This is a genomic window from Streptomyces argenteolus (assembly GCF_042902585.1).
In the GTDB taxonomy this organism is placed as follows: Bacteria; Actinomycetota; Actinomycetes; order Streptomycetales; family Streptomycetaceae; genus Streptomyces; species Streptomyces argenteolus.
The window spans coordinates 612,115-637,264 of record NZ_JBIBEG010000001.1 but is presented as its reverse complement, the minus strand read 5'-3'; the positions used below and the strand labels follow the sequence as shown (position 1 = coordinate 637,264).

Genomic DNA, 25,150 nt, shown 5'->3' with positions numbered 1-25,150 from the left:
GCGCTCCACAAGGGTGACAACGGCTTGCCGGCAGCAAACATTCCCTACGCTAAGGAAATTTTTTGGATGTCTAAGTACCCGTCGGTAATCAGCCATACGCGGACGATGAGGTCCGCATGAACCACGCGGACACGCGGACGGACGAAGGGCCGGACATCCGCGAACAGCTGGACCGCACCAACGCACTCCTCCAGCGGGTGCTGGCGGAGGTGTCGAAGACCCCCTCCACCCACGCCATCTTCGTGGACGCGGGCTATGTCTACGCGGCGGCCGGGCTGCTCGTCACCGGCACCGAGGACCGCCGTTCCTTCGACCTGGACGCGGAAGGGCTGATCGAGGCCTTCATCGACAAGGCCCGCACGATCTTCGCGGACAGCAGGCTGCTCCGCGTGTACTGGTACGACGGGGCCAGGCGCCGGATCCACACCGTCGAGCAGCAGTCCATCGCCGAACTCCCCGACGTGAAGGTCAGGCTCGGCAATCTCAACGCCAACAACCAGCAGAAAGGCGTCGACTCACTCATCCGCACCGACCTGGAGTCGCTCGCCCGGCACCGCGCCATCAGCGACGCGGCGCTCGTCGGCGGCGACGAGGACCTGGTCTCGGCCGTCGAGGCGGCCCAGGGATACGGAGCCCGCGTGCACCTGTGGGGCATCGAGGCGGGCGAGGGCCGCAACCAGGCCGAGCCACTGCTCTGGGAGGTCGACAGCCAGCGCACCTTCGACCTCGACTTCTGCCGCCCGTACGTGACGCGGCGCTCCGTCACGATGTACGAGGACGACAGTCCCGCCCCCGCCCGCGACGACGTCCGCTTCGTCGGAGCCCAGATCGCGGCGTCCTGGCTCACCTCGCGCGGCCGTGACGCGCTCGCCGACCTGCTGCCGGGCCACCCCTACCTGCCGGGCTCCGTCGACCAGGACCTCCTCGTCGAGGCGGAACGTCTCCTCCAGCACTCCCTGCGCGGCCACGCCCACCTGCGCAGGGCGCTGCGCGACGGCTTCTGGCAGCACCTGCAGGCGCAATACTGACGGTCCGTGGGTCCCGGCCCCGGCCGTCAGGGGCGGACGCTGTTCCAGAACGAGACGAGGGAAGCGGCCGTCTCCAGGGGCCGGGCCGTGTTGGGGGAGTGCTCGGCGCCCTCGATCACGGTCCGGCGGGCCTCCAGCCGCCGCGCCATCGCGTCGAGCAGCGGCAGGGGCCAGACGTCGTCGCGCTCGCCCGAGATCACGTGCACCGGCAGGGGCAGCGCGGCGAGCTCGGCCACCCGGTCGGGCTCGCACGACAGTTGCGCGCCCGTCGCGATCAGCTGAGCCGGGTCGTGGCGCATCCAGCGGCGGCGCAGATCCTCGCCGTCACCCGTGTCGGCGTCCTCCGGCGGGTCCATCGCCCGCATCATCCGCCAGACCTCGTCCATGCTCCAGCGGCCGAGCGCGTCACCGAGCAGCTGCGCCTTCTTCTGCTGCTCGGGGGTGATCTCGGCGGGGCCGGAGGACATCAGGGTCAGTGAGCGGAAGGGCGCGGCGTCGAGCAGCACCGCCGCGCGGGCGATCTGGCCGCCCAGCGAGTGACCCAGCAGATGGATCCCGCCGGACACCGGCGCCCCGCCGTCGTCCGCCGCGGCGGCCTGCGCCAGCACGTCCCTGGCCAACTCCGCCTGCGCGTAAGCCTCTTGGTGGCCCGGCCCCGCGGTCTCGTACTGCCCTCTGCCGTCGACGGACAGCACCCGGAAGCCGGCCTCGGCGAGGGGTTCGAGCAGTGCGATGAAGTCCTCCTTGCTGCCGGTGTAGCCGGGCAGCAGGAGGGCCGTGGCGTGCGCGTCACCGGACGGCGCGGCGTCCAGCACGGCGAAGTCCCCCCGCGCGGTGCGCAGCGTGCGGGAACGGGCGCAGGGGGGCGGGGTGAAGGTGGGCGGCCGGCTCATGGGCCGAGCGTATCGCCGGGGGCGGGACCGTGCCCGGGCAGACCTACGGCCCCGGCCCCCGCAGCGCGGGAACCGGGGCCGTAGGCAGGCTGGGCCGTGGCCGAGGATCAGCTCTCGGCCGTCTCCGCGGTGGCCGTGGCGGCGGCGCGGGACCGGCGGCGGCGCGGCTTGGCGGGGGCCGCCTCACCCTCCACCACGGCCTCCGTCACCGGGGCGGCCTCCGCCTTCTCCGCGGCGCGGGGACGGCGGCGGCGGGGCTTGGTCTCCACGGCCTCGTCGGCGGCCGGGGTCTCGACGGTCACCTCGGTCTTCGGCTTGGCCGCGGCACGGGTCCGGCGGCGCGGCTTCGTCTCGGTCACCGGCTCGGAGACCGGGGCGATCTGGAAGTCGACCTCGTCGGCAGGCTTCACGACCCGGGTCCGGCGGCGCGGCCTGGTGGCCACGGGCTCCGCCGGCGGCGCGGCGATCGCCACGGTCTGAAAGTCGACCACGGGCTCGGCGGCCGGGGCCGCCACCACGGCCGGCTCCGCGACGGCGGAAGCGGCGGCACGCGAACGGCGGCGGCGCGGCTTCGACACGGGCTCGGCCTCGGCCACGGGTGCGGGTGCGGCCTCGACGACCGGGGCCTCGACGGCCGGGGCCTCGGTCACGGCCACCGCTGCCTCCGGCACGGCCTCGGCGGCGGCGCGGGTACGGCGACGGCGGCGCGGGGTACGCGGCTCCGCGGCCTCCTCGACGGGTGCCTCGGTGGACGGCGCCGGCACGGTGACGGCACCCTCCTCCACGCTGCTGCCACCCCGGGTGCGGCGACGCTGACGCGGTGTGCGCGGCGGACGCTCCTCGCGGGGGGCCGGGGCGGAGGCGGCGGACTTGCGGCCACGGCCGCCCGTCTCACCGAGATCCTCGATCTCCTCCGCGCGCAGACCCGCACGGGTCCGCTCGGCCCGGGGCAGGACGCCCTTGGTGCCCGCCGGGATGCCGAGGTCCTCGTACAGGTGGGGAGACGTGGAGTACGTCTCGACCGGGTCCGGGAACTTCAGGTCCAGGGCCTTGTTGATCAGCTGCCAGCGCGGGATGTCGTCCCAGTCGACCAGCGTGATCGCGATGCCCTTGGCGCCCGCGCGGCCGGTACGGCCGATGCGGTGGAGGTAGGTCTTCTCCTCCTCCGGCGACTGGTAGTTGATGACATGGGTCACACCCTCGACGTCGATGCCGCGCGCGGCGACGTCGGTGCAGACGAGGACGTCCACCTTGCCGTTGCGGAAGGCGCGCAGCGCCTGCTCACGCGCGCCCTGGCCGAGGTCACCGTGGACGGCGCCGGACGCGAAGCCGCGCTTCTCCAGCTGCTCCGCGATGTCGGCGGCGGTCCGCTTCGTGCGGCAGAAGATCATCGCGAGTCCGCGGCCCTCGGCCTGCAGGATGCGTGAGACCATCTCGGGCTTGTCCATCGAGTGGGCGCGGTAGACGAACTGCGCCGTGTTCTTGACGGTCGTGCCCTCGTCGTCGGGCGAGGTGGCGTTGATGTGCGTGGGCTGCGACATGTAGCGGCGCGCGAGGCTGATCACGGCACCGGGCATGGTGGCCGAGAACAGCATCGTCTGGCGCTTGGGCGGCAGCATGGTGATGATGCGCTCGACGTCGGGCAGGAAGCCCAGGTCGAGCATCTCGTCGGCCTCGTCCAGGACGAGGACGCGGATGTGGGAGAGGTCGAGCTTGCGCTGGCCCGCCAGGTCGAGCAGTCGTCCCGGGGTGCCGACGACCACGTCGACGCCCTTCTTGAGGGCCTCGACCTGGGGCTCGTAGGCCCGGCCGCCGTAGATCGCGAGGACGCGGACGTTACGGACCTTGCCGGCGGTCAGCAGGTCGTTGGTGACCTGCTGGCACAGCTCGCGGGTGGGGACGACGATCAGGGCCTGCGGCGCGTCCGTCAGCTTCTCGGGCGCGGCGCGGCCGGCCTCGACGTCGGCGGGGACGGTGACGCGCTCCAGCAGCGGCAGGCCGAACCCGAGCGTCTTGCCGGTGCCGGTCTTGGCCTGGCCGATGACGTCCGAGCCGGAGAGCGCTACGGGGAGCGTCATCTCCTGGATGGGGAAGGGGGAAGTGATGCCGACCGCCTCGAGGGCTTCGGCCGTCTCGGTGAGAATTCCGAGGTCGCGGAACGTAGTCAGGGTGCTGCCTCTTCTGTGAGACGCGGCCCGAGGCGAACGCTGGGGGTCGTACCGTGCCGGGGTTGGTCATCCGGCCGTGGATGGGCCGGGTGGCGCGGGACCACTGCCGTCGCTCGAGCGCTCGTGCCGCTGAGGGGGCCCCTCATCTGCGGTCGTACCAGGGGTACGCCTCGCGTGGAGGGCTGTCGGGTCGGAGCCGATCGGGCCACCGACCGGGCATCCTCATTCAAGGTCGCGCTCCTGGCACAAGAAAATGCTCAGTAAGCGCAATACCACTGTACCCCGGATTCGCGCATGTGTGTTGGGCGAATTCATCGGAACGGTGTGATGTCTCCGATCGGACAGGCCCGTCCACCCCCGGCGTGGCGGGCTATTCTGCGCTCCATGGAGACGCCTGACAACGCCATCGAAGCATCCGACGAAGCGCCCGCACCGACCGGAATCGCCGCCCAGGACTGGGCCACCGCCTCTGCCGACCCGCAGTACCGCGCCGCGGTCGTGGACCTGCTGGGGGCGCTCGCCTACGGGGAGCTGGCGGCCTTCGAGCGGCTCGCCGAGGATGCCAAACTCGCGCCGACACTCGGCGACAAGGCGGCCCTGGCGAGGATGGCGTCCGCCGAATTCCATCATTTCGAGCAGCTGACCGACCGGCTCACCGCGATCGACGCGGAGCCGACCGGGGCCATGGAGCCCTTCGGGAAGGCGCTCGACGACTTCCACCGCCAGACCGCGCCGTCGGACTGGCTGGAGGGCCTGGTCAAGGCGTACGTGGGCGACTCGATCGCCAGTGACTTCTACCGGGAGATCGCCGCCCGGCTCGACAGCGACACCCGCTCCCTCGTCCTCTCCGTGCTCGACGACACGGGGCACGGGAACTTCGCGGTGGAGAAGGTGCGGGCCGCGATCGAGGCCGAGCCCCGCGTCGGCGGCCGGCTCGCCCTGTGGGCGCGCAGGCTGATGGGCGAGGCACTCTCCCAGGCACAGCGGGTGGTCGCGGACCGTGACGCGCTCTCCACGATGCTCGTGGGCGGTGTCGCGGACGGCTTCGACCTGGCCGAGGTCGGCAGGATGTTCTCCCGGATCACCGAGGCCCACACCAAGCGGATGGCCGCACTCGGCCTCGCGGCCTGACCTAGACCGCAGCCGACCGCACCGGCCGGCTGCGGCGTGGGCGGATCAGCAAGGACAGCGTGACCGCCCCGACCAGCACGGCACCGGCCGGTGCCGCCAGGAAGTGTCCGCCGTCCAGCGCCGAGTGCGTCAGAAACGCGCCGAACAGGGCGCCGAGCGCACCCGTGACGAAGACCACGCGCGGGGACGGGAGGCGGCGGGGCAGAGAGCGCAGCGCGACCCACGAGAGTGCGAGTCCGAGCACGACGGAGCTGATGGATTCCCAGAGCACAGAGGGGTCACCTCGCTTGATGGTGCGGCGGGCGGTCGGTCCTAGGCCGTACTACCCGTGACCTGCGGAACGCAACCCTCCTGGGCCCCCGGACGACCCCACCGAGGGAACGCCGGGGCGGATCCGGAGCAGAAGAGGTGGGGGGGGGCCGGGGGCGGGGCCCCCCCCCCCCCCCCCACCCGGGCCGGCCCCCCCGGCGGGAGCGCCCCCCCCCCCCCCCCCCCCGGGCGCGCCCGGGGGGGGCCCGGGGCGCCGTGGGGGGGGGGCCCCGGCCCACCCGGCCCCCGGCCCCCCCACCTCTTCTGCTCCGCGTCGCGCGTGCTACAGCGCGCCGAACCCCACCCGCCGGGTGCTGGGCTCGCCGATCTCCACGTACGCGATCCGGTCGGCCGGCACCAGGACCTTGCGGCCCTTGTCGTCCGTGAGGCTGAGCAGCTGCGCCTTGCCGTTGAGCGCTTCCCCGACCGCGCTCTCGACTTCTTCGGCGGAAAGTCCGCTCTCCAGAACGATCTCGCGGGGCGTGTGCTGCACCCCGATCTTGACCTCCACGGCTATGTCCCTCCGACGGTCCGTCTCTGCGCGGTGAACCGCGCCGTACGCAGCACACATTAGCCCGGTGAAGGGACCGGGCAGGGGCCGACCGGCAACGCCCGCAGCGAACACCGGTCCCGGCGGCGCTCCGGCTCAGTGCTGATCGGCGCCGTGCAGCGGGAATCCCGCGATGCCCCGCCAGGCGAGGGAGGTGAGGAGCTGGACGGCGCTGTCACGCGGGATGCCCGAGGGGCTGGAGAGCCAGTAGCGCGCCACGACCTGGGAGACACCGCCGAGGCCGACGGCCAGCAGCATCGATTCGTCCTTGGACAGGCCCGTGTCACCCGCGATGACGTCGGAGATGGCCTCCGCGCACTGGAGCGAGACCCGGTCGACCCTCTCGCGGACCGCGGGCTCGTTGGTCAGGTCGGACTCGAAGACCAGCCGGAAGGCGCCGCCCTCGTCCTCCACGTACGCGAAGTAGGCGTCCATCGTCGCCTCCACGCGCAGCTTGTTGTCCGTCGTGGAGGCGAGCGCCGTGCGGACCGCCTGGAGCAGCGACTCGCAGTGCTGGTCCAGCAGGGCGAGGTACAGCTCGAGCTTGCCGGGGAAGTGCTGGTACAGCACCGGCTTGCTGACGCCCGCCCGCTCGGCGATGTCGTCCATCGCCGCGGCGTGGTAGCCCTGCGCGACGAAGACCTCCTGCGCGGCGCCCAGCAGCTGATTGCGTCGGGCACGGCGAGGGAGCCGGGTACCCCGTGGGCGCGCCGCCTCTGTCTGCTCGATGGCTGTCACGCCGCCTCCCAAAATTTCGTGATCGAACACAGTCGTACCGTGCACGCTGCGCCGTGGATGCCATCGTACTTTTCGGTAACCCGGGTGCGCGCGGCGCGGACGCAGAATTTCACGGACCGGACGGCCGCGGTAGCCGCAGATATGCCGACCGGCAGCGCAAAGCGGTGCGATCTACCGGTAATCGTCCTCATCTTCCGAGACGACGCGGGCCTGCTCGGCCGCATCGGCCTCGTTCGTCCTGCCGGGATCGATGCGGGTGAGGGGCTCGTCGTGCTCGGGCCGCACGGGGGACCGCTGCTCGGCGGTGTCCGCCTCGGGGGCCTCGGGGGCGCGCTCCTCCGGCTCGGTGTCCTCGAAGGTCTCGGGGTCGCTCGGGTCGACCGTCATGGTGGCTCCCTTCCTTCCTTTGCAGCCTAGGAGCAACCCTGCGGGGACGCTATGCGGCCTGTGACCGCGAACACATGAACCACCGCGTGATCGTCTCGTAACATTGCCGCATGTCTTCGACCGAGCTGCCCGGTATCCGGGCCGTCGCCGCCGCGGCGGCCCCCACGGTCAGCGCCGTCCGGGTGGCGGAGGGGGAGAAGCTGCGCACCGTCACCCCGGTGGGCCTCACCCTGACCGTCCGCTCGCGACCGGCGGAGAGAGCGGGGGCCGCGCCCGCCCTCTTCGTGCACGGCCTGGGCGGCTCCTCCCAGAACTGGTCGGCCCTGATGCCCCTCCTGGCGGACACGCTCGCGTGCGAGGCCGTCGACCTGCCCGGCTTCGGGGACTCCCCGCCGCCGGACGACGGCAACTACTCCGTCACCGGGCATGCCAGGGCGGTGATCCGGCTGCTGGACGAGGAGCGGCGCGGGCCCGTTCACCTTTTCGGGAATTCTTTGGGGGGCGCCGTTGCCACGAGGGTCGCGGCCGTGCGTCCCGATCTGGTGCGCACCCTGACGCTCATCTCCCCTGCTCTGCCCGAGATCCGGGTCCAGCGGCCCGCCGTCCCGACGGCGCTGCTCGCACTCCCCGGCGTCGCTTCCCTGTTCGCCAGGCTCACCCGGGACTGGACCGCCGAGCAGCGCACGCGCGGAGCCATGGCACTCTGTTACGGCGATCCGGCACGCATCTCCGACGAAGCCTTCCGCCACGCGGTGGCCGAGATGGAGCGCAGGCTGGGGCTGCCGTACTTCTGGGACGCCATGACACGCTCGGCCCGGGGCATCGTCGATGCCTACACGCTGGGCGGACAGCACAACCTGTGGCGCCAGGCCGAGAGGGTGCTCGCACCGACCCTGCTCGTGTACGGCGGACGGGACCAGCTCGTCTCGTACCGGATGGCACGCAGGGCGTCCGCGGCCTTCCGCGACTCGCGCCTGCTGACACTGCCCGACGCCGGGCACGTGGCGATGATGGAGTACCCGGAGGCGGTCGCCCAGGCGTTCCGGGACCTGCTCGACGAACGCGGCGGGAGCTGATCCGGGGCGTGGGACGACACAGCCGAAAGGGCCCCGAGGCCACAGGGCGCGAGGCCGCGCCCGGCGGGGCCGCAGCGGGCACGGGGCGGGGCACCGGCCGACGCGGGCGGAGCGCCGCGCCGCCCGCCGCGGGTGCCGCCGGCCCGTTCCACGACGCCCCCCAGGCGCGCGGTGGCCACCCCGAACAGCGTGAGCCGGGAGGCGGCTGGGGAACCGGTCCGGTTCCCGCGTACGACGGCCGGGGACCGGCCGGGCAGGTGGGCCAGGAGGCCTACCGGGCGCGCCAGGCCATGGCGCGGCAGCAGGCCGCGCAGCGGATGGCGGCGGACCGGCGTACCTCCGGGCCGCAGACGGGCAGTGCCCCGCTGATACCCGGTCCGCGCAAGGAGTTCCTGGAGGCGTTCGACACGGACTCCTCCCGTCCAGCCCCGCCCGCGTCCTCCGCGAGCGCGTCCGAGACCTTCGAGACCTCCCCCTGGCCCGACGGCCCCGAAGGCCCCGAAGGCCCTGAGGGCCCCGGCGAGGACCTCGACGGTACGGACGGCAGGGCGAAGGGCGGCAAGGGGCGCACCTTCACCGGCATCGCCGCCGCCGCGGTGACCACGGTGCTCGCGGTCGTGGTGGCGGGGCAGGTGGCGCAGGACTCCGGGAGCACGCGGAACACGCCGTCGACCACAGGTGTCGACCGGCAGGACTCCGGCGACTCCTCCCGCTCGGTGGACCGGCCCACCCCCGAGGTGAAGCAACAGGACGTCACGCCGCTGTCGTACGCCCAGAAGATGGCCGTCGCCTACCCGCTGGCAGCCGATCTCAAGGGGTCCGGCGCCTTCGAGGCGGTGGCGGGGCACGCCGACGCCCCGGGCAAGGGGCAGCTGCACCGGTACCGGATCGATGTCGAGAAGGGCCTCGGTCTCGACGCCGCGCTGTTCGCCGAAGCCGTGCAGAAGACGCTGAACGACGACCGGAGCTGGGCGCACAACGGCGCCATGACCTTCGAGCGGGTCTCGTCCGGGGAAGCCGATTTCGTGATCACGCTCGCGAGTCCCGGCACCACCGCGGTCTGGTGCGAGAAGTCGGGCCTGGACACCACCGAGGACAACGTCTCCTGCGACTCCGCGGCCACCGACCGCGTGATGATCAACGCCTACCGCTGGGCGCAGGGTGCCGCCACCTTCGGCCCGGACAAGCTGCTGACGTACCGGCAGATGCTCATCAACCACGAAGTGGGCCACCGGCTGGGACACAACCACGTCAGCTGCCGCACGCCGGGCGCCCTCGCGCCCGTGATGCAGCAGCAGACCAAGACCCTGGAACTGGACGGCATCAAGTGCCGCCCCAACCCATGGGTGTATCCCGGCAGTTGAGTGCCGCGTCGAGCACCTCGTCCCGGATCGTGAGACGCGCGTCCCATCCCGCGTTGACATCGCGGGAGGGGTCGTCCATATTTCTCCGCATGTCACGCACGTCCGCATCCACCGAGCGCGCCGCCATCGAGCTGGCGCTCTTCGGCGTGGCCGGGCACTGCGTAGCCGACGTTCTCTGTCGCTGACGCCTGCTCGAGCGCGCGTCGACGTCCGAAGAGGCCCTGTCCGGCTCCTTCGCCCTTCCTGACCTCCGCGCCCGGGCGTACTCCGTCCGCGGGCGCGGCATGTGTGTCTCCGGGTCTCCCCACCCCCTCGACGGGGTGTGACCTCGCCGTGCCCGCGCGGGCAACTCCCCATCCCCGTCGCAGCAGCACACCCGAGAGGTCATCTTCCGATGAGTCAGCCGTCCGTCATATCGCGCCGCGTGGCAACCGCCGCCGCAGCAGCTCTCGCCCTGGCCGCCGGGCTCGCGGCCTGCGCCGGGCCGCAGGACAACGGGGGGAGTGGCGGCGACGGCGCCTCGGCCGAGCCCGCCGAGGGCGGCACCCTCACGGTCCTCAACAGCAACCCCCAGCAGGACTTCGACCCCGCCCGGCTCTACACCTCCGGCGGCGGCAACGTCCCCTCCCTCGTCTTCCGTACGCTCACCACCCGCAACCGCGAGAACGGCGAGGCCGGCGCCCAGGTCGTCCCCGACCTGGCCACCGACCTCGGCACGCCCAGCAAGAACGCCACCGTGTGGACGTACACCCTCAAGGACGGGCTGAAGTACGAGGACGGCACCGCGATCACCAGCGCGGACATCAAGTACGGCATCGAGAGGTCCTTCGCCGCGGAGCTCTCCGGCGGCGCGCCCTACCTGCGGGACTGGCTGATCGGCGGAGCCGACTACCAGGGGCCGTACAAGGACAAGAAGGGTCTCAACTCCATCGAGGTCCCGGACGCGAAGACCATCGTCTTCCATCTGAACAAGCCCGAGGGCGAGTTCCCGTACCTCGCCACGCAGACCCAGACGACCCCGGTGCCCCGGGCCAAGGACACCGGGACCACGTACGAGGAGCACCCCGTCTCCTCCGGCCCGTACAAGGTCGTCTCCAACGAGAACGACGGCGAGCGGCTCGTGCTGGAGCGCAACCCCCACTGGTCGGCGGCCACCGACGAGGAGCGCAAGGCCTACCCGGACAGGATCGACGTACGCTCGGGACTCGACTCCGCCGTCATCAACCAGCGGCTCTCCGCCTCGCAGGGCGCCGACGCGGCGGCCGTCACCACCGACACCAACCTCGGTCCTGCCGAGCTCGCCAAGGTCTCCGGGGACAAGGAACTCGCCGCGCGCGTGGGCACCGGCCACTTCGGCTACACGAACTACATCGCCTTCAACCCGAAGGTGAAGCCCTTCGACGACCCGAAGGTGCGCCAGGCCATCGCCTACGCCGTCGACCGCTCCTCGGTCATCAACGCGGCAGGCGGCTCCTCGCTCGCCGAGCCCGCCACCACCTACCTGCCGAACCAGAAGTCCTTCGGTCACACCCCCTACGACCACTTCCCCGCGGGGGAGACGGGCAACGCGGCGAAGGCCCGGGAACTGCTGAAGGAGGCGGGTCACCCCAAGGGCCTGAAGGTCACCCTGACGCACTCCAACGACAAGGACTTCGAGACCGGCCCGGAGATCGCCACGGCGATCCAGGCCGCGCTCAAGAAGGCCGGCATCACCGTCGAGCTGAAGGGCCTGGAGGGCAACGACTACTCCGACACCATCCACAGCGCCTCCGAGGAGCCGGGCTTCTTCCTCGCGCACTGGGGTGCCGACTGGCCCTCGGGCGGGCCGTTCCTCGCGCCGATCTTCGACGGCCGGCAGATCGTGAAGGACGGCGCCAACTTCAACACGGCCTTCCTGAACGACCCGGCGGTCAACAAGGAGATCGACGAGATCAACAAGCTCACCGACCTGGACGCCGCCGCCACGCGGTGGGGGGCCCTCGACAAGAAGATCGGCGAGCAGGCGCTGACGGTGCCGCTGTTCCACCCGGTCTACAAGCGGCTCTACGGCCAGGACGTCAAGAACGTCGTCATCAGCGACTGGACCGGCGTGCTCGACATCTCCCAGGTCGCGGTCAAGTGACCCTGTCCGAAGCACTTCTGGTCCAGGAGGCGGGAGCGGCGCCGGCCGCCGCCCCCGTCTCGGGGGCCCGGCAGTTCTGGCGGCGGCTGCGCGCACAGCGCGCGGCCACCGCCGCGGCGGCCGTGGTCCTCCTGCTCCTCCTGACCGCGATCGCCGCGCCGCTGCTCGCCGCGCTCGCGGGCCAGGACCCCGACACCTACCACCCCGACCTGGTCGACTCCGCGGCCGGCGGGGTCCCCATCGGGGCCTTCGGCGGCATCGGCGCGGACCACTGGTTCGGCGTGGAGCCGCAGACCGGCCGCGACCTCTTCGCCCGCGTCGTGTACGGCGCCAGGGTCTCGCTCGGCGTGGCCGTCGTGGCCACCGTCCTCCAGGTCGTCATCGGAGTGACCGTGGGCCTGGCCGCCGCCCTGGGAAGCCGCAGGACCGACCAGGTCCTCAGCCGGATCACCGACATCAACGTCGCCCTGCCGCTCATGGTCATCGCCCTGGGCCTGCTCGCGATCGTGCCGGCCTCCTTCCCCCGGCCCGTCCTGATCGCCCTGGTCATCGGCGGCATCAACTGGGCGGGGACGTCGAAGATCGTGCGCGCCCAGGCGCTCGCCCTGAAGTCCCTCGACTTCGTCTCGGCCGCCCGGCTCGCCGGGCGCGGACGGTGGAGCATCGCCCGGCGGGAACTCCTGCCCTCGCTGGCCGCGCCGGTCATCACGTACGCAGCGCTGCTGTTCCCCGTCAACATCACCGTCGAGGCGGCCCTGTCCTTCCTCGGCGTCGGCATCAAGCCGCCCACACCGTCCTGGGGCCAGATGCTCACCGAGGCCGACACCTGGTACCAGTCGGCCCCGACCTACCTCCTGCTGCCCGCGGGCCTGCTGTTCGTCACCGTGCTCGCCCTGACCGTGCTCGGCGAGGGCATCCGGACGGCACTCGACCCGCGGGCCGCCTCCCGGCTGCGGATCGGCACCGGACGCGAGCGGCGCGGGGAACCCGCGAAGGAGTGGACGCCGTGACCGGATTCCTGCTGCGGCGGCTCGGCGGTGCCGTCTTCGTGCTGCTCTCCCTGACCGTCATCCTGTACGCGGTCTTCTACGTGGCACCGGGCGACGTCGCCCAGATCGCCTGCGGTCCGCGCTGCTCGCCCGCCCAGGTCGCCCAGGTCACCGCGCAGCTCCGGCTCGACGACCCCGTGTACACCCAGTACGGGCACTTCCTCCAGGGCATCGTGGCGGGACGGGACTTCTCCACCGGCACGGGCGTGGAGCACTGCTCCGCGCCCTGCCTCGGGGTCTCGTACCAGAGCGACGAGCAGGTCATGCGGCTGATCCTGGCCAAGCTGCCGGTCACCGGCTCGCTCGTCCTCGGTGCCTTCGTCCTGTGGATCCTGCTCGGCGTCGGTACGGGCGTGCTGTCCGCCTGGCGGCGGGGGCGGATCACCGAGCGGGTCCTCACCTGGCTGACCCTCGCCGGGACCGCCACCCCGGTCTTCGTCATCGGGCTGCTGCTCATCATCATCTTCTGCTCCACGCTCCAGTGGCTGCCGTCGCCCACCTACGTGCCGTTCGGCGAGAACCCCGAGCAGTGGGCCTGGGGGCTCCTGCTGCCCTGGGTGTCCCTGGCACTCATCGAGTCCGCCAAATACGCCCGGCTGACCCGCAGTTCCATGCTGGAGACGCTCGCCGAGGACCATGTGCGCACCTTCCGCGCCTACGGCGTCAGCGAGCGTGCCGTCATCGGGCGGCACGCGCTGCGCGGTGCGCTCGCCCCCGTGATCGCGCTCAGCGCCCTGGACTTCGGCTCGATGTTCGGCGGCGCCGTGCTCACCGAGTCCCTCTTCGGGATCCCGGGCATCGGGCGCGAACTGGTCCACGCCGTCAAGGTCGTCGATCTGCCCGTGGTCGTCGGCATGGTGCTGGTGACCGGCTTCTTCGTGGTGCTCGCCAATGCCGTCGCGGACATGCTGTACGCGCTGGCCGACCGACGGGTGGTCCTGTCATGACAACGCCGCTGGTGCAGGTCGAGGACCTGACCGTCGACTTCGGGAGCGTCCGCGCCGTGGACGGGCTCTCCTTCACCCTGGAGGCGGGCGCCGCCCTCGGCGTCGTCGGTGAGTCCGGCTCCGGCAAGAGCGCCTCCGCCTCGGCGCTGCTGGGGCTGCACCGGGGGACGGGCGCCCGGGTCAACGGGACCGTCCGCGTCGCCGGCACGGACGTGGGCGCGGCGGACGAGGCCGGACTGCGGGCCCTGCGGGGTGCCGAGGCCGCCATGGTCTTCCAGGACCCGCTCTCCTCGCTCGACCCGTACTACACGGTCGGCGGCCAGATCGCCGAGGTGTACCGGGTGCACCACCGCGTCTCCCGGCGGGCGGCACGGGCCCGCGCCGTCGAGGTGCTGGACCGGGTCGGCATCCCGGACGCGGCCCGGCGGGCCCGCTCCCGGCCGCACGAGTTCTCCGGCGGCATGCGGCAGCGGGCGCTCATCGCGATGGCTCTCGTCTGCGAACCCCGGCTGATCGTGGCGGACGAGCCGACCACGGCCCTGGACGTCACCGTGCAGGCCCAGATCCTGGACCTGCTGCACGAGCTGCGCCGCGAGACCGGCACCGCCCTGCTGCTGGTCACCCACGACGTGGGCGTCGCCGCGGAGAGCGTGGACGACATCCTCGTGATGCGGCACGGGCGGGCGGTGGAGCGCGGGCCGGTCGCCGAGGTGCTGGGCGCGCCCCGGGAGCCGTACACCCGTGAACTCCTGGCGTCGGTGCCCCGGGTGGACGCGAAGCGCGCCCCCCGGCTCCCGGGGCCGCGGACCACCGGCGACGAGGGCGTGCCGCTGCTCGAAACCGCCGGGCTGCGGCGTGAGTTCGGCCGGGGCGCGGGGCGCGTCACCGCCGTGGACGAGGTCTCGCTCACCCTCCACGCGGGCGAGACCCTCGGGATCGTGGGCGAGAGCGGCAGCGGGAAGACGACCCTCGGGCGGATGCTCGTGCGCCTGCTCGACCCCACGGCCGGACACCTCCGGTACCGGGGCAAGGAGATCGGCTCGCTCCCGGAGAAGGGCCTGGCCCCCTTCCGGCGCGAGCTCCAGATGGTCTTCCAGGACCCGGTCGCCTCGCTCAACCCGCGCCGGACGGTCGGGGAGTCCGTCGCCGATCCGATCCGCGCGGCGGGGGAGACCGACGAGAGGCGGATCCGGGGCCGGGTGGGCGAACTGCTGGAACGCGTCGGCCTGGACGCGGGACTCCACGAGCGCTATCCGCACGAGTTCAGCGGTGGTCAGCGTCAGCGGATCGGCATCGCGCGTGCGCTCGCGGCCGAGCCGAAGCTGATCGTCTGCGACGAGCCGGTCTCCGCGCTCGACGTCACGACCCAGGCCCAGGTGACCGCCCTCCTCGCCGAGCTCCAGCGCGAGCTGGGCATCGGCCTGGTCTTCATCGCCCACGACCTGGCCGTCGTACGCCAGGTCAGCGACCGGGTGGCGGTGATGCGGCACGGCCGGATCGTCGAACAGGGGCCGGTCGACGAGGTGTACGGATCGCCTCGGGACCCGTACACCCGGCAGCTCCTCGCGGCCGTGCCCGCACTCGATCCCGCGCTGGCGGCGACGCGCCGGGCGATCCGCAGGGAACTGGCCGCAGCCTGACGGTGAGTCACTGAACGCCCCATTGTCGCAACAGAACGCGACCGGCGCGGGAAAGTTACGACGGTTCACCCCTTTCGGTGGTGCGACGGACAACCGTCCGTCGCACCACCCGCGTATCCGCTTACGGTCGTCCCGCTGCGAGTCGCCGATCAACGGCGGCCGTCCACAAGGGAGATCGGGGGTGTGCTCGTGCGGATCGGACTCCTCACGGACGGTGGTTATCCGTATGCGACCGGTGAGTCCAGACTCTGGTGCGACCGTCTGGTGCGCGGTCTGCCCCAGCACGAGTTCGACCTCTTCGCGCTGAGCCGCTCCGCCGACCAGGAACAACGCGGCTGGGTCAGGCTCCCCGACCGGATCGGCCGGGTGCGCACCGCACCTCTGTGGGCTCCCCACGAGGAGGACACCCGGCACCCCGGACGCACCCGAAGACCGCAGGGCCGCATCGCCACCGGGCTGGGGCGCGCGTACGGGCGCCGGGACCGGCGGCGCTTCACGGCGCACGTGACGGCGCTCGTCGAATCGGTCTGCGCCGGACCCGAGGCCGGGCCCGGACCGGGCGAGCCGGACCGGGCGGCGGACCTCTTCACGGCCGGCCTCTACGGCCTCGCCGAACTGGCCCAGGAACGCGGCGGTCTGCACACCGCCCTGCGCTCCGAGGCGACCGTACGCATCGTGGAGTCCGCCTGCCGTGCCCCCGGCACCGGCCGGACCGTGCACAGCGCCACCGTCCCCGACTACCTCGCCTTCGCCGCCGGGCTGGAGCGGGCGCTGCGTCCCCTCTCCCTCGACTGGTACGACGACGACGCACTCGGCGCGGTCGACCTCTGCCATGCGGCCTCCGGCGGGGCGGCGGCCCTGCCGGGACTGCTGGCCAAACGCTTCTTCGGTGTCCCCCTGCTGGTGACGGAACACGGGGTGCCGCTGCGCGCCCACTACCTCGCGGTGCCCGAGACCCCGCTCAGCGCGCCGGTGCGCGCCCTGCTGGCCAACTTCCACGGACTGCTCGCCTCGGAGGTGTACCGGCAGGCCGCACTCGTCACCCCGGGCAACACCCATGTGCGCCGCTGGCAGGAGCGGTTCGGGGCCGACAGGGACAAGCTGCGGACGGTCTACCCCGGTATGGAAGCGGAGCGCTTCGCCGCCGTCGGGGAGGGCGAGGACGGCGGCGGCCCCGGCACCCTGGTGTGGATCGGGCGGATCGAGCCCGCCAAGGACCTGATCGCCCTGCTGCACGCCTTCGCCGAGGTGCGCAGGGATGAGCCCGGCGCCAGGCTGCGGATCTTCGGCGCGCCCGTCCAGGGCGGCGAGGGCGAGACGTACCTCGCCCGGTGCAGGGCCCTCGTCGCCCAGCTGTTCCCCGAGGAGGGCACGGACGCCCAGGCGGCCGGCGACCACCCGGTCACCTTCGAGGAGATCGGCGGCGCGGAGGTGCCCGACCTCGCGCAGGCCTACGCGGCGGGAGGCGTCGTCGTCCTCTCCAGCGTCGTCGAGGGGTTCCCCATCAGCCTGGTCGAGGCCATGTTCTGCGGGCGGGCCACCGTCTCGACGGACGTGGGTGCCGTGGTCGAGGTCGTCGGCGGCACGGGGCTGGTGGTGCCCCCGCGCAATCCGCGGGCGCTCGCCGACGCCTGCCTCGCCCTGCTGCGCGACCCCGAGCGCCGCGCGCGCCTCGGCGCGGCGGCCCGCGCCAGGGCGCTGGAGCTCTTCACCGTCGAGCAGAACCTCGCGGCATTCCGCGGCATCTACCTCGACCTCGTGGGCCAGGCCCCCGCCCGGTGGACGGCACCGCCGGACGCGCGGCACCCGGCCGGACGGCCACGCCCCTTCGCCACACCCCCGGAGGCCCATGTGCTGGGCGACCTGATCCGCGAACCCGCCGTCCCCGGAGCCGCGCGGGTGCCGAGCTGGGCCGTCGGGGCCGAGGGCGTGTGCGCGGGCGCACGCGGAGCGGGGGACGGCGATGCGTGACGACACGAGCGGACACGACCACGGAGGTGCCCCGATGGGCGGACCGAACGAAGCCCCGACCCCGGACGCGTCCGGGACGCGCCCGGCGGACGAGGGGGCCGTCCGGTCCGCCGTCAGGGCGCCCGAGATCGCCCATCACCCCGCCCGCCGGACGGCCGCCAGGCGCGGCACCGCGGACCCGGTGAAGGCGCTCATGCACCGGCACCGCGACCTCTGCGAGCGGGCCGTCGACCCCCTGGAGATCGCCGCGGGCCTGGAGGCGCACGGGCTCACCGACCGGGCCGCCGCGCGCTACCGGCACCGCGACGTCTTCTCGCTGGCGGAGGAGCTCTACGCCCGTGTCCCCGGCGCGGGCCGGGCGGTCGCCTCCCGGCGACGGCCGGTGCCGCGGGCGGAGCCCGGCACCGGGCCGCGGGCCGGCTGGGCGCTGTACGCGCTGCTGCCGGGTGCCGCCTGCCTGGCCACCTTCGGCGCACTCCGGGTGACCGAAGGGCTTCTCGGCGGGGAGGCCAGAGCCGCGGTGACCGCCCTGGGGGCCCTGCTCGTCCTCCTCTGCCTCCGGCTCAGCCTCCGCGGCGGGCCGCTGCACGCCCGGGAGGGCGCGGGCGGCGTCGCGCTCTACGTCTGCTGGCTCCTCGGCTACGCGGTGTACGGCGACGACCTGCTGGCCCAGGTCGTCAGCGGCGGCCCCGACGGCCACTGGACCGCGGCCCCCGCCCCGCTGCTCGGGCTGGCGCTCGCCCTGGCCCCCGCCGCCTGGTGCGCGCACCTGTTCGCCACCCGCGCGCGCCACCGGCTCGCCGGGTCCCATGCGCTGGCCGAGTTCGGCGCCGGTGCGCGCCCGCTGCTCCTGGGCGTCGTCGCGCTCTTCCTGTGCGCGCTGACCGCGCTGCTGTTCCTGGCCGGCCTCGGGCAGCCGGGCCCGGCGGGTGCCCCCGTGGTGGCGCCGGGCCCCGTCGCCCTCGGCGGGCTGCTCTTCGTGGCCCGCCTGCTCGCCGCGCACGGGTTCCCCGAACCCGCCGCCACCGGACTGGCCGCCGCCTGCGCCGTCGAGGTCGCGGCCCCGTTCCTCGTACTCGCCGGACGGCTGCCCGGTCTCGACCTCGTCGCCCGGCCGGTCGACCTCGTCGTGACGGCGGCCGGCCCCGGCGGTGTACCCGCCCTCGCCTGCGGCACCGCCGCGCTGGGGCTGCTGCTCCACGCCTCGGTCACCCTCACCCGGGCATCCGCCCACACCTCGGCCTAGCCGGGCCCCCGTACCTCCCGCGGAGCCGACGCCGCGGGCTTCCCCTCCCGCTCACCTCTTCCTCAAGGAGACACCGGACATGACCCCCCAATCCCCCGCACCGGCAGCTCGCCGTCGGCACCGAGGGGGTGCGCGATGAGGGTTCTGCTGCTCGGAGCCAACGGATTCCTCGGCCGTTTCGTCGCCGACCGCCTGCTCGCCGACCCCGCCGTCCACCTCACGGCACTGGGCCGGGGCGACGACGCCGACGTACGGTTCGACCTCGCGGGCGGCAGCCCAGGAGCGCTGACCCGCTTCCTGGACGCCGTCCACCCCGGGGTCGTCGTCAACTGCGCCGGTGCCACCCGCGGCGGCGCCCGCGACCTGACCCGTCACAACACCGTCGCCGTCGCGACGGTCTGCGAGGCCATGCGCCGCAGCGGGTGCAGTGCGCGGCTCGTCCAGGTCGGCTGCGCGTCCGAGTACGGACCCTCGCAGCCCGGGTCCTCCACCGCCGAGGACGCCGTGCCCCGTCCGGGAGGTCCGTACGGCGTCAGCAAGCTCGCCGCCACCGAGCTCGTCCTCGGGTCCGGTCTGGACGCGGTCGTGCTGCGGGTCTTCTCACCGGTCGGGCCCGGCACCCCGGCCGGCTCCCCGCTCGGCAGGCTCGCCGAGACGATGCGCCGGGCCATGCAGTCCGGCGACCCGGAGCTGAAGCTCAGCGGCCTCGGGGTGCAGCGCGACTTCGTGGACGTACGCGACGTGGCGCGGGCCGTGCACGCCGCCTCGCTCTCCGCAGCGCAGGGCGTCGTCAACATCGGCACCGGCCGGGCCGTGCGGCTGCGCGACGCGGCGGCCGTCCTCGCCAGGGTCGCCGGATACGCGGGCGCGCTCCACGAACTGGACGCCCCTCCCGCCCGGCTGCCCATCGGCGCTCCCCGGGCCTCGGCGGAGTCCGTCGTGGAACACCTCGCGGCGACCCCGTCCCCCTACCCCGACGGCTGCGGAGCCTGGCAGCAGGCCGACGTCCGCACCGCGCGGGACCGGCTCGGCTGGCGGCCCCGGATCAATCTGGAGGAGTCCCTCGCCGACATCTGGATGGAGGCGGCATGCCGTATCTGAGCGGCACGGGCTCCGTCCTGCGGGCGGGCGCCGCCGAACAGCTCGGCGTCGGCGTCCCCGGTTACGCCCATCCGCTTCTCGCCCCCGAGGAGTGGGACGGACTCAACCGGCCCGGCACCCCCCTGCACTGGGCGGTCCTCAACATCGACAACGGACCGGGCGCCCGGCCCGACCCGCACTGCCTGGAGGCGGCCGGCCGCCTCCACAACGCCCGTGAACGCGCCATGCACGGCGAGGCCCCGGACGACACCGTCCGGGCCTCGGGGGGCAGGCTGCTGGGCCACCTCGACCTGGCCTTCGGCAGCCGGCCCTTCGGGGAGCTGATCTCCGACGCCCAGTCCTACCTCGACTGGTACCGCGTCGGCGGGTTCTACCTGCACCACTGCCCTGCCGAGCGCGACGGGCTCCCGGCCGTGCGCCGGCTGACCGGCACGCTCACCGCGCTCCTGGCGGACAGCGACAGCGCGGAGGGCGGCGGGCATCTGGTGCTCGGTCACGACGGTCACCCGCACCCGGGGTACGCGGAGGCCGCCGACCAGCTGGTCACCTTCCGCGGGCCGTGGACGGACTACCGCTGGTCGCAGGTGGCCGAATGGACCGCCGCCTACGAACCGGGCCGCTTCGCCCACTTCGTCCACGGCGTCCCGCGGACCCACCTGGAGGAGGCCATGCGCATCGCGCGCTGGCAGGGTGCGGGCACGATCTTCTTCACGGACCGGGACGGCACGAGGGGACAAAGCGACCCATTCGCGGCACTGCCCAGCTACTGGGACGAATTCGTCTCGCGGATCGGACCCGGTATCTCGGAATGAGGAGCGGCGTGGCAGTGTTACGGGAGAACAACCGTACGTAGATGAAGTACGTAGAAACCGACCACCTGCATTGTTGAGGTTCCTGTGTCGCTGCCACCCCTGGTCGAGCCAGCTGCTGAGCTCACCGTCGACGAGGTCCGCAGGTACTCCCGCCACCTGATCATCCCGGATGTCGGGATGGACGGACAGAAGCGGCTGAAGAACGCGAAGGTGCTCTGTGTGGGCGCCGGCGGTCTCGGCTCGCCGGCTCTGATGTACATGGCCGCGGCCGGTGTCGGCACGCTCGGAATCGTCGAGTTCGACGAGGTCGACGAGTCGAACCTGCAGCGCCAGGTCATCCACAGCCAGGCCGACATCGGCAAGTCCAAGGCCCAGTCGGCCAAGGAGACCGTGCAGGGGATCAACCCCCTGGTGAACGTCGTCCTTCACGAGGAGCGGCTCGAAGCCGAGAACGTGATGGACATCTTCGCGCAGTACGACCTGATCGTGGACGGCACGGACAACTTCGCCACCCGCTATCTCGTCAACGACGCCGCGGTCCTGCTGAACAAGCCGTACGTCTGGGGCTCGATCTACCGCTTCGACGGGCAGGCGTCCGTCTTCTGGTCCGAGCACGGTCCCTGCTACCGCTGCCTCTACCCGGAGCCCCCGCCGCCCGGCATGGTTCCCTCCTGCGCCGAGGGCGGTGTCCTGGGCGTGCTCTGCGCGTCCATCGGCTCCATCCAGGTCAACGAGGCCATCAAGCTGCTCGCCGGAATCGGTGACCCGCTGGTCGGCCGTCTGATGATCTACGACGCCCTGGAGATGCAGTACCGCCAGGTGAAGGTCCGCAAGGACCCCGACTGCGCGGTCTGCGGCGAGAACCCCACCGTCACCGAGCTCATCGACTACGAGGCCTTCTGCGGCGTCGTGTCCGAGGAGGCCCAGGAGGCGGCGGCCGGTTCGACGATCACTCCCAAGCAGCTCAAGGAGTGGATCGACGGCGACGAGAAGATCGAGCTCATCGACGTCCGTGAGCCCAACGAGTACGAGATCGTCTCGATCCCCGGCTCCCGCCTGGTCCCGAAGAACGAGTTCCTGATGGGCACCGCCCTCCAGGACCTCCCGCAGGACAGGCGCATCGTCCTGAACTGCAAGACGGGTGTCCGCAGTGCGGAGGTCCTCGCGGTCCTCAAGTCGGCGGGCTTCGCCGACGCGGTGCACCTCGGCGGCGGCGTCATCGGCTGGGTCAACCAGATCGAGCCCGAGAAGCCGGTCTACTAGACCCGCGCAGCGCGAGAGGGGCCGGCTCCGGAGGAACGGAGCCGGCCCCTCCGGTGTGTCCGGAGGTCAGGAGCAGGTGCGGCCGTCCGCCGGGACCCTCCCGTCCAGGAAGTAGGAGTCGACCAACGCGGTCACACACGAGCTCTCGCCGTACGAGCCGTGCCCCTCACCCTTGTTGGTCACCATCACACCGACCCCTTCTCCCAGCTCGTCCGCCATCCGCCGCGCCCCCTCGTACGGGGTCGCCGGGTCGCCGGTCGTGCCGATGACGAGGATCGGGGCGGCGCCCGGAGCGCTCGCCTCCGGGGTGTCGCGCTCACCGTCGACCGGCCAGCCCGCGCACCAGCCGGCCGTGTCCCACGCCAGGAACGGGCCGAAGACCGGTGACAGCTTCCGGAACTCGGGGAGCAGCGCACGCGCGTCGGCAGCCGTCGGCCGTGCCTTCGCGTCGGCGCAGGAGATCGCCCGCTGGGAGTGGCTCTGGTCGTCGTAGTGCCCCTCCCCGTCCCGGCCGTTGTACGCGTCGGCCTGGGCCAGCAGCCGATCGCCCCGGCCTGTCTCCTCCGCCTCGTCGAGCGCGGCGGTCAGGGTGGGCCAGCCACTCCTGGAGTAGAGGGGTTTCACGATACCCAGGACCGCCAGTGACTCGTTGAGCTCGCGTCCGGAGGCGGTCGGCAGGGGGGTTCCGTCGATCCGCTCCAGCAGCCGCGCGATGCGCCGGGTGCCCGCGGCGGGGTCCTGGCCGCGGTCCCGCAGGTAGTTCTCCAGGGCGCGCTGGAAGCCCGTCGCCTGGTTGCGTGCGTGACCGGCCGAGTCGGCCGTCGGGTCGACCACGGCGTCCAGCACCACCCTCCCCACCTTGTCCGGGAAGAGATGGGCGTAGGTACCGCCGAGCTCCGTGCCGTAGGAGACGCCGAAGTACGACAGCTTCTCGTCGCCCAGCGCCACCCGGATCGCTTCCATGTCCCGCGCGGCGTTGGCCGTGCCCACATGGGGGAGCACCGTGCCGGAGAGGCGGGCGCAGCCGGCGCCGAAGGCGGCGCCGTCGGCGAGGAACGCGGCCTCCTCCGCCGGCGTGTCCGGGGTCATGTCGACCTCGCGGTAGGCGGTCTCCTGCTCCTCGTCGCTCCGGCAGTGGACCCCGGCACTGGCAGCGACCCCGCGCGGGTCGAAGCCGATCAGGTCGTAGCGGGTGTTGAGCTGCCTGTACGCACCCGCGGCGCGCGGCAGGATGCCGACGCCGGAGCCGCCCGGTCCGCCGAAGTTGAAGAGCATCGACCCGAGCCGCTCGCTCTTCCTCGTGGCCGCCTTGCGGACCAGGGCGACGCCGATCGTCCTGCCGTCCGGCTCCGCATGGTCCAGGGGGACGTCGAGGGTGGCGCAGCGCCAGGCAGGGCCCGGCTCCGTGCCGCCCTCCGGAGCGGCGCAGCGCTTCCACTCCAGCGGCCGGGACGTGCCTGTCGGGGCGTCCGGTGACTCCTGGGGCTCCTGGGAGGCCCGGGCCGACGAGCCCTTCGACGACTGCGGGTGCGCCGGGCCGCCGTCGCACCCGGCGAGCGTTGCCGTCAGGAGCAGGGCCGCCGCGGTCGCCACGGTGACCGGGCGGGCCCGTCCGCGTACACGCATGAGCGCTCCCTCCCCCGGGCCGGTCCGGGCGTCATCGGTGTCCGGCCGTCCAACGAGCGGTCACTCGCAGACCGTTCCCGACTTCGGCACCTTCCCCTCCAGCAGATAACCGTCCACGGCCTTCTGCACACAGGTGCTGCCGCCGTTGTACGCGCCGTGGCCCTCGCCCTTGTACGTGAGCTCGATGCCGACGCCCTTGCCGAGTTCCGCGGCCATGGCCTTCGCCCCGGCGTAGGGGGTCGCCGGGTCCCCGGTGTTGCCGACGACCAGGATCGGGGCCGAACCGGGCGCACTGACGTCGGGGGTGTCCCAGGCGCCCGCGACGGGCCAGCCGGTGCAGGCCATCAGTCCCCAGCCGAGGTAGTCGCCGAAGACGGGGGAGGCCTCGCGGAACCGGGGGAGAGCCTCCTTGGTCTGCTCCAGGGTGAACCGCTGCCGGGAGTCGGCGCAGTTGACGGCGGCGTTCGCGGCGTTCGAGTTGTCGTAGGAACCGTCCTCGGAGCGGCCGTTCAGCGAGTCGGCGAGCGCGAGCAGCAGCCCGCCGTTGCCGCCGTCCGCCTCGTCGAGGCCCTGTTCGAGCAGGGGCCAGGTCTCCTTGGAGTAGAGGGCCGACGCGATGCCCGTCGTGGCCTGGGTCTGGGTCAGCTCCCGCTCACCGAGCCCCGGGACGGGCTTCTCCTCCAGGTCGGCGAGCAGGCCGGCGATCCAGTCCTGGACCTCCTCGGAGGTGGCTCCCGGGAGCTTGCAGTCGTCCCGTTCCGCGCAGTCGGCGGTGAAGTTGTCCAGGGCGAGCTGGAATCCCTCGGCCTGTCCGATCGAGGACTCCAGGGAGTTCTCCGTCGGGTCGACGACGGCGTCCAGGACGGCCCGGCCGACGTTCTTCGGGTACAGGTGGGCGTAGACGCCGCCCAGTTCGGTGCCGTACGAGATCCCGAAGTAGTACAGCTTGTCGTCGCCGAGCACCTGGCGCAGGAGGTCCATGTCCCGGGCCGCGTTCGTCGTGCCGACGTAGGGCAGCTCGTCCCCGGAGTTCTCCTCGCAGTCCGCGATGTAGGACGTGAGGTCCTCGACGAACTGCTTCTCCTCCTGGCCGTCGTCCGGGGTGCCGTCCTGCTCGTAGCGCTTGTCGAGCGCCTCGTCGTCCGAACACTCCACGCCTTCACTGCGGCCGACCCCGCGCGGGTCGAAGCTCACCAGGTCGTAGCGGGTACGCAGGGTGTCGTAGTCGGTGCCGAAGGACGGCAGCGTGGCCACGCCGGAAGCGCCGGGGCCGCCGAAGTTGAAGATCAGCGAGCCGATCCGCCGGTCCTGGTTCCTGGCGGCGGCGCGGATGAGGGCCAGTTCGACGGTCCGGCCGTCCGGATCCGCGTAGTCGAGGGGCGCGTCCATGAAGGAGCACTCCCAGCCGGTGCCGCCCGGCAGCGGGGAGGGGGCCGTGCCGCTGCCCTGGGCCGTGCTGGGCGCGGGGCAGGGCTGCCAGTCGAGCTTCTGGGAGGTGAGCTCCCGGGGGGTGGCCGTGGGGGCCGCCGTCGAGGCCACCGAGGGCCTCGCCCCCGTACCTCCGTCGTCGCCGTCGTCCGAACAGGCCGTCAGCGGCAGCAGCACGGTGGCGGTGGCGGCGAGGGCAGCGGCACGCAGGGCGGGGGAAGTCCTCATGCCCCCATCGTGCGGTGGGCCGTGGGGCGGCGCGCGGGGCGTGGGCCAAGCGAGTGGCTCCGCCTCGCGCAGC

22 protein-coding genes are annotated in these 25,150 nt (G+C 72.8%); 14 read left to right on the top strand and 8 right to left on the bottom strand.

The genetic code is table 11. The annotated features are described in order from the left end of the window. Nucleotides 1-116: 116 nt before the first annotated feature. Entirely contained in the window at nucleotides 117-1,028 is a 912-nt protein-coding gene (locus tag ACFY8O_RS02795) for an NYN domain-containing protein (protein WP_145803437.1), read from the top strand. Between the two features lie 26 nt (nucleotides 1,029-1,054). Here the strand turns inward: ACFY8O_RS02795 and ACFY8O_RS02790 are convergent, their stop codons facing one another. Continuing rightward, nucleotides 1,055-1,921 (bottom strand): alpha/beta fold hydrolase, encoded by an 867-nt coding sequence (locus tag ACFY8O_RS02790; RefSeq protein WP_145803435.1) that lies wholly within the window; start codon nucleotides 1,919-1,921, stop codon nucleotides 1,055-1,057. Nucleotides 1,922-2,028: 107 nt separating this feature from the next. Continuing rightward, complete coding sequence (locus ACFY8O_RS02785) at nucleotides 2,029-3,999, bottom strand: DEAD/DEAH box helicase (RefSeq protein ID WP_387898170.1); 1,971 nt, start codon at nucleotides 3,997-3,999, stop codon at nucleotides 2,029-2,031. A gap of 465 nt (nucleotides 4,000-4,464) precedes the next feature. Here ACFY8O_RS02785 and ACFY8O_RS02780 point away from each other — a divergent pair, with 465 nt between their 5' ends. Further along, nucleotides 4,465-5,220 carry a ferritin-like fold-containing protein gene (locus ACFY8O_RS02780; protein WP_387899535.1) on the top strand — a complete coding sequence of 252 codons (756 nt, stop codon included), beginning with the start codon at nucleotides 4,465-4,467 and terminating at the stop codon, nucleotides 5,218-5,220. Between the two features lies 1 nt (nucleotide 5,221). Here ACFY8O_RS02780 and ACFY8O_RS02775 read toward each other — a convergent pair whose 3' ends face one another. From ACFY8O_RS02775 to ACFY8O_RS02760, 4 genes are all read right to left on the bottom strand, one after another. Then, entirely contained in the window at nucleotides 5,222-5,491 is a 270-nt protein-coding gene (locus tag ACFY8O_RS02775) for a hypothetical protein (RefSeq protein ID WP_145803429.1), read from the bottom strand. 321 nt (nucleotides 5,492-5,812) lie between these two features. Then, on the bottom strand, nucleotides 5,813-6,040 hold the full coding sequence (locus tag ACFY8O_RS02770) for a DUF3107 domain-containing protein (protein WP_167526138.1): 228 nt from the start codon (nucleotides 6,038-6,040) through the stop codon (nucleotides 5,813-5,815). Between the two features lie 135 nt (nucleotides 6,041-6,175). Beyond that, complete coding sequence (locus tag ACFY8O_RS02765) at nucleotides 6,176-6,817, bottom strand: TetR/AcrR family transcriptional regulator (protein WP_099174612.1); 642 nt, start codon at nucleotides 6,815-6,817, stop codon at nucleotides 6,176-6,178. A 171-nt stretch (nucleotides 6,818-6,988) separates the two neighbouring features. Beyond that, nucleotides 6,989-7,204, bottom strand: a complete 216-nt coding sequence (locus tag ACFY8O_RS02760) for a hypothetical protein (RefSeq protein WP_145803427.1) — start codon at nucleotides 7,202-7,204, stop codon at nucleotides 6,989-6,991. 110 nt (nucleotides 7,205-7,314) lie between these two features. Here ACFY8O_RS02760 and ACFY8O_RS02755 point away from each other — a divergent pair, with 110 nt between their 5' ends. The 12 genes from ACFY8O_RS02755 (at nucleotide 7,315) to moeZ (ending at nucleotide 21,795) form a co-directional block, all read left to right on the top strand. Then, nucleotides 7,315-8,280 carry an alpha/beta fold hydrolase gene (locus tag ACFY8O_RS02755; protein ID WP_387898166.1) on the top strand — a complete coding sequence of 322 codons (966 nt, stop codon included), beginning with the start codon at nucleotides 7,315-7,317 and terminating at the stop codon, nucleotides 8,278-8,280. 8 nt (nucleotides 8,281-8,288) lie between these two features. Then, nucleotides 8,289-9,644, top strand: coding sequence for a DUF3152 domain-containing protein (locus ACFY8O_RS02750; protein ID WP_387898163.1), 1,356 nt, complete (start codon nucleotides 8,289-8,291; stop codon nucleotides 9,642-9,644). Between the two features lie 89 nt (nucleotides 9,645-9,733). Next, nucleotides 9,734-9,829, top strand: coding sequence for an Ms4533A family Cys-rich leader peptide (locus tag ACFY8O_RS02745; RefSeq protein ID WP_387898160.1), 96 nt, complete (start codon nucleotides 9,734-9,736; stop codon nucleotides 9,827-9,829). A 209-nt stretch (nucleotides 9,830-10,038) separates the two neighbouring features. Then, nucleotides 10,039-11,766, top strand: coding sequence for an ABC transporter substrate-binding protein (locus tag ACFY8O_RS02740; RefSeq protein WP_387898157.1), 1,728 nt, complete (start codon nucleotides 10,039-10,041; stop codon nucleotides 11,764-11,766). A 2-nt stretch (nucleotides 11,767-11,768) separates the two neighbouring features. Beyond that, nucleotides 11,769-12,776, top strand: coding sequence for an ABC transporter permease (locus tag ACFY8O_RS02735; RefSeq protein ID WP_387899532.1), 1,008 nt, complete (start codon nucleotides 11,769-11,771; stop codon nucleotides 12,774-12,776). Then, on the top strand, nucleotides 12,773-13,762 hold the full coding sequence (locus ACFY8O_RS02730; protein ID WP_387898154.1) for an ABC transporter permease: 990 nt from the start codon (nucleotides 12,773-12,775) through the stop codon (nucleotides 13,760-13,762). Before ACFY8O_RS02735 ends, ACFY8O_RS02730 begins: the two co-directional genes overlap by 4 nt. Further along, nucleotides 13,759-15,402, top strand: a complete 1,644-nt coding sequence (locus ACFY8O_RS02725; RefSeq protein WP_387898152.1) for a dipeptide ABC transporter ATP-binding protein — start codon at nucleotides 13,759-13,761, stop codon at nucleotides 15,400-15,402. Before ACFY8O_RS02730 ends, ACFY8O_RS02725 begins: the two co-directional genes overlap by 4 nt. Nucleotides 15,403-15,591: 189 nt before the next feature. Continuing rightward, nucleotides 15,592-17,373 carry a DUF3492 domain-containing protein gene (locus tag ACFY8O_RS02720; protein ID WP_387898149.1) on the top strand — a complete coding sequence of 594 codons (1,782 nt, stop codon included), beginning with the start codon at nucleotides 15,592-15,594 and terminating at the stop codon, nucleotides 17,371-17,373. 34 nt (nucleotides 17,374-17,407) lie between these two features. Continuing rightward, nucleotides 17,408-18,619 carry a hypothetical protein gene (locus tag ACFY8O_RS02715; protein WP_387898146.1) on the top strand — a complete coding sequence of 404 codons (1,212 nt, stop codon included), beginning with the start codon at nucleotides 17,408-17,410 and terminating at the stop codon, nucleotides 18,617-18,619. Nucleotides 18,620-18,754: 135 nt separating this feature from the next. Further along, nucleotides 18,755-19,720, top strand: coding sequence for an NAD-dependent epimerase/dehydratase family protein (locus ACFY8O_RS02710; protein ID WP_145803415.1), 966 nt, complete (start codon nucleotides 18,755-18,757; stop codon nucleotides 19,718-19,720). Continuing rightward, nucleotides 19,708-20,532 (top strand): spherulation-specific family 4 protein, encoded by an 825-nt coding sequence (locus ACFY8O_RS02705; RefSeq protein ID WP_387898143.1) that lies wholly within the window; start codon nucleotides 19,708-19,710, stop codon nucleotides 20,530-20,532. The genes ACFY8O_RS02710 and ACFY8O_RS02705 overlap by 13 nt, the downstream gene beginning before the upstream one ends. 84 nt (nucleotides 20,533-20,616) lie before the next feature. Next, the gene (moeZ, locus tag ACFY8O_RS02700; RefSeq protein ID WP_145803412.1) at nucleotides 20,617-21,795 is read left to right on the top strand and encodes an adenylyltransferase/sulfurtransferase MoeZ; all 1,179 of its coding nucleotides are present in this window, start codon (nucleotides 20,617-20,619) and stop codon (nucleotides 21,793-21,795) included. 66 nt (nucleotides 21,796-21,861) lie between these two features. Here moeZ and ACFY8O_RS02695 read toward each other — a convergent pair whose 3' ends face one another. Together ACFY8O_RS02695 and ACFY8O_RS02690 are read right to left on the bottom strand one after the other, a co-directional pair. Then, nucleotides 21,862-23,421: an alpha/beta hydrolase gene (locus ACFY8O_RS02695; protein ID WP_387898140.1), complete on the bottom strand. Its 1,560-nt coding sequence runs from the start codon at nucleotides 23,419-23,421 to the stop codon at nucleotides 21,862-21,864. 60 nt (nucleotides 23,422-23,481) lie between these two features. Then, a complete protein-coding gene (locus tag ACFY8O_RS02690) occupies nucleotides 23,482-25,077 on the bottom strand; it encodes an alpha/beta hydrolase (RefSeq protein ID WP_387898137.1) in 1,596 nt (531 codons plus the stop codon). Nucleotides 25,078-25,150: the final 73 nt, after the last annotated feature.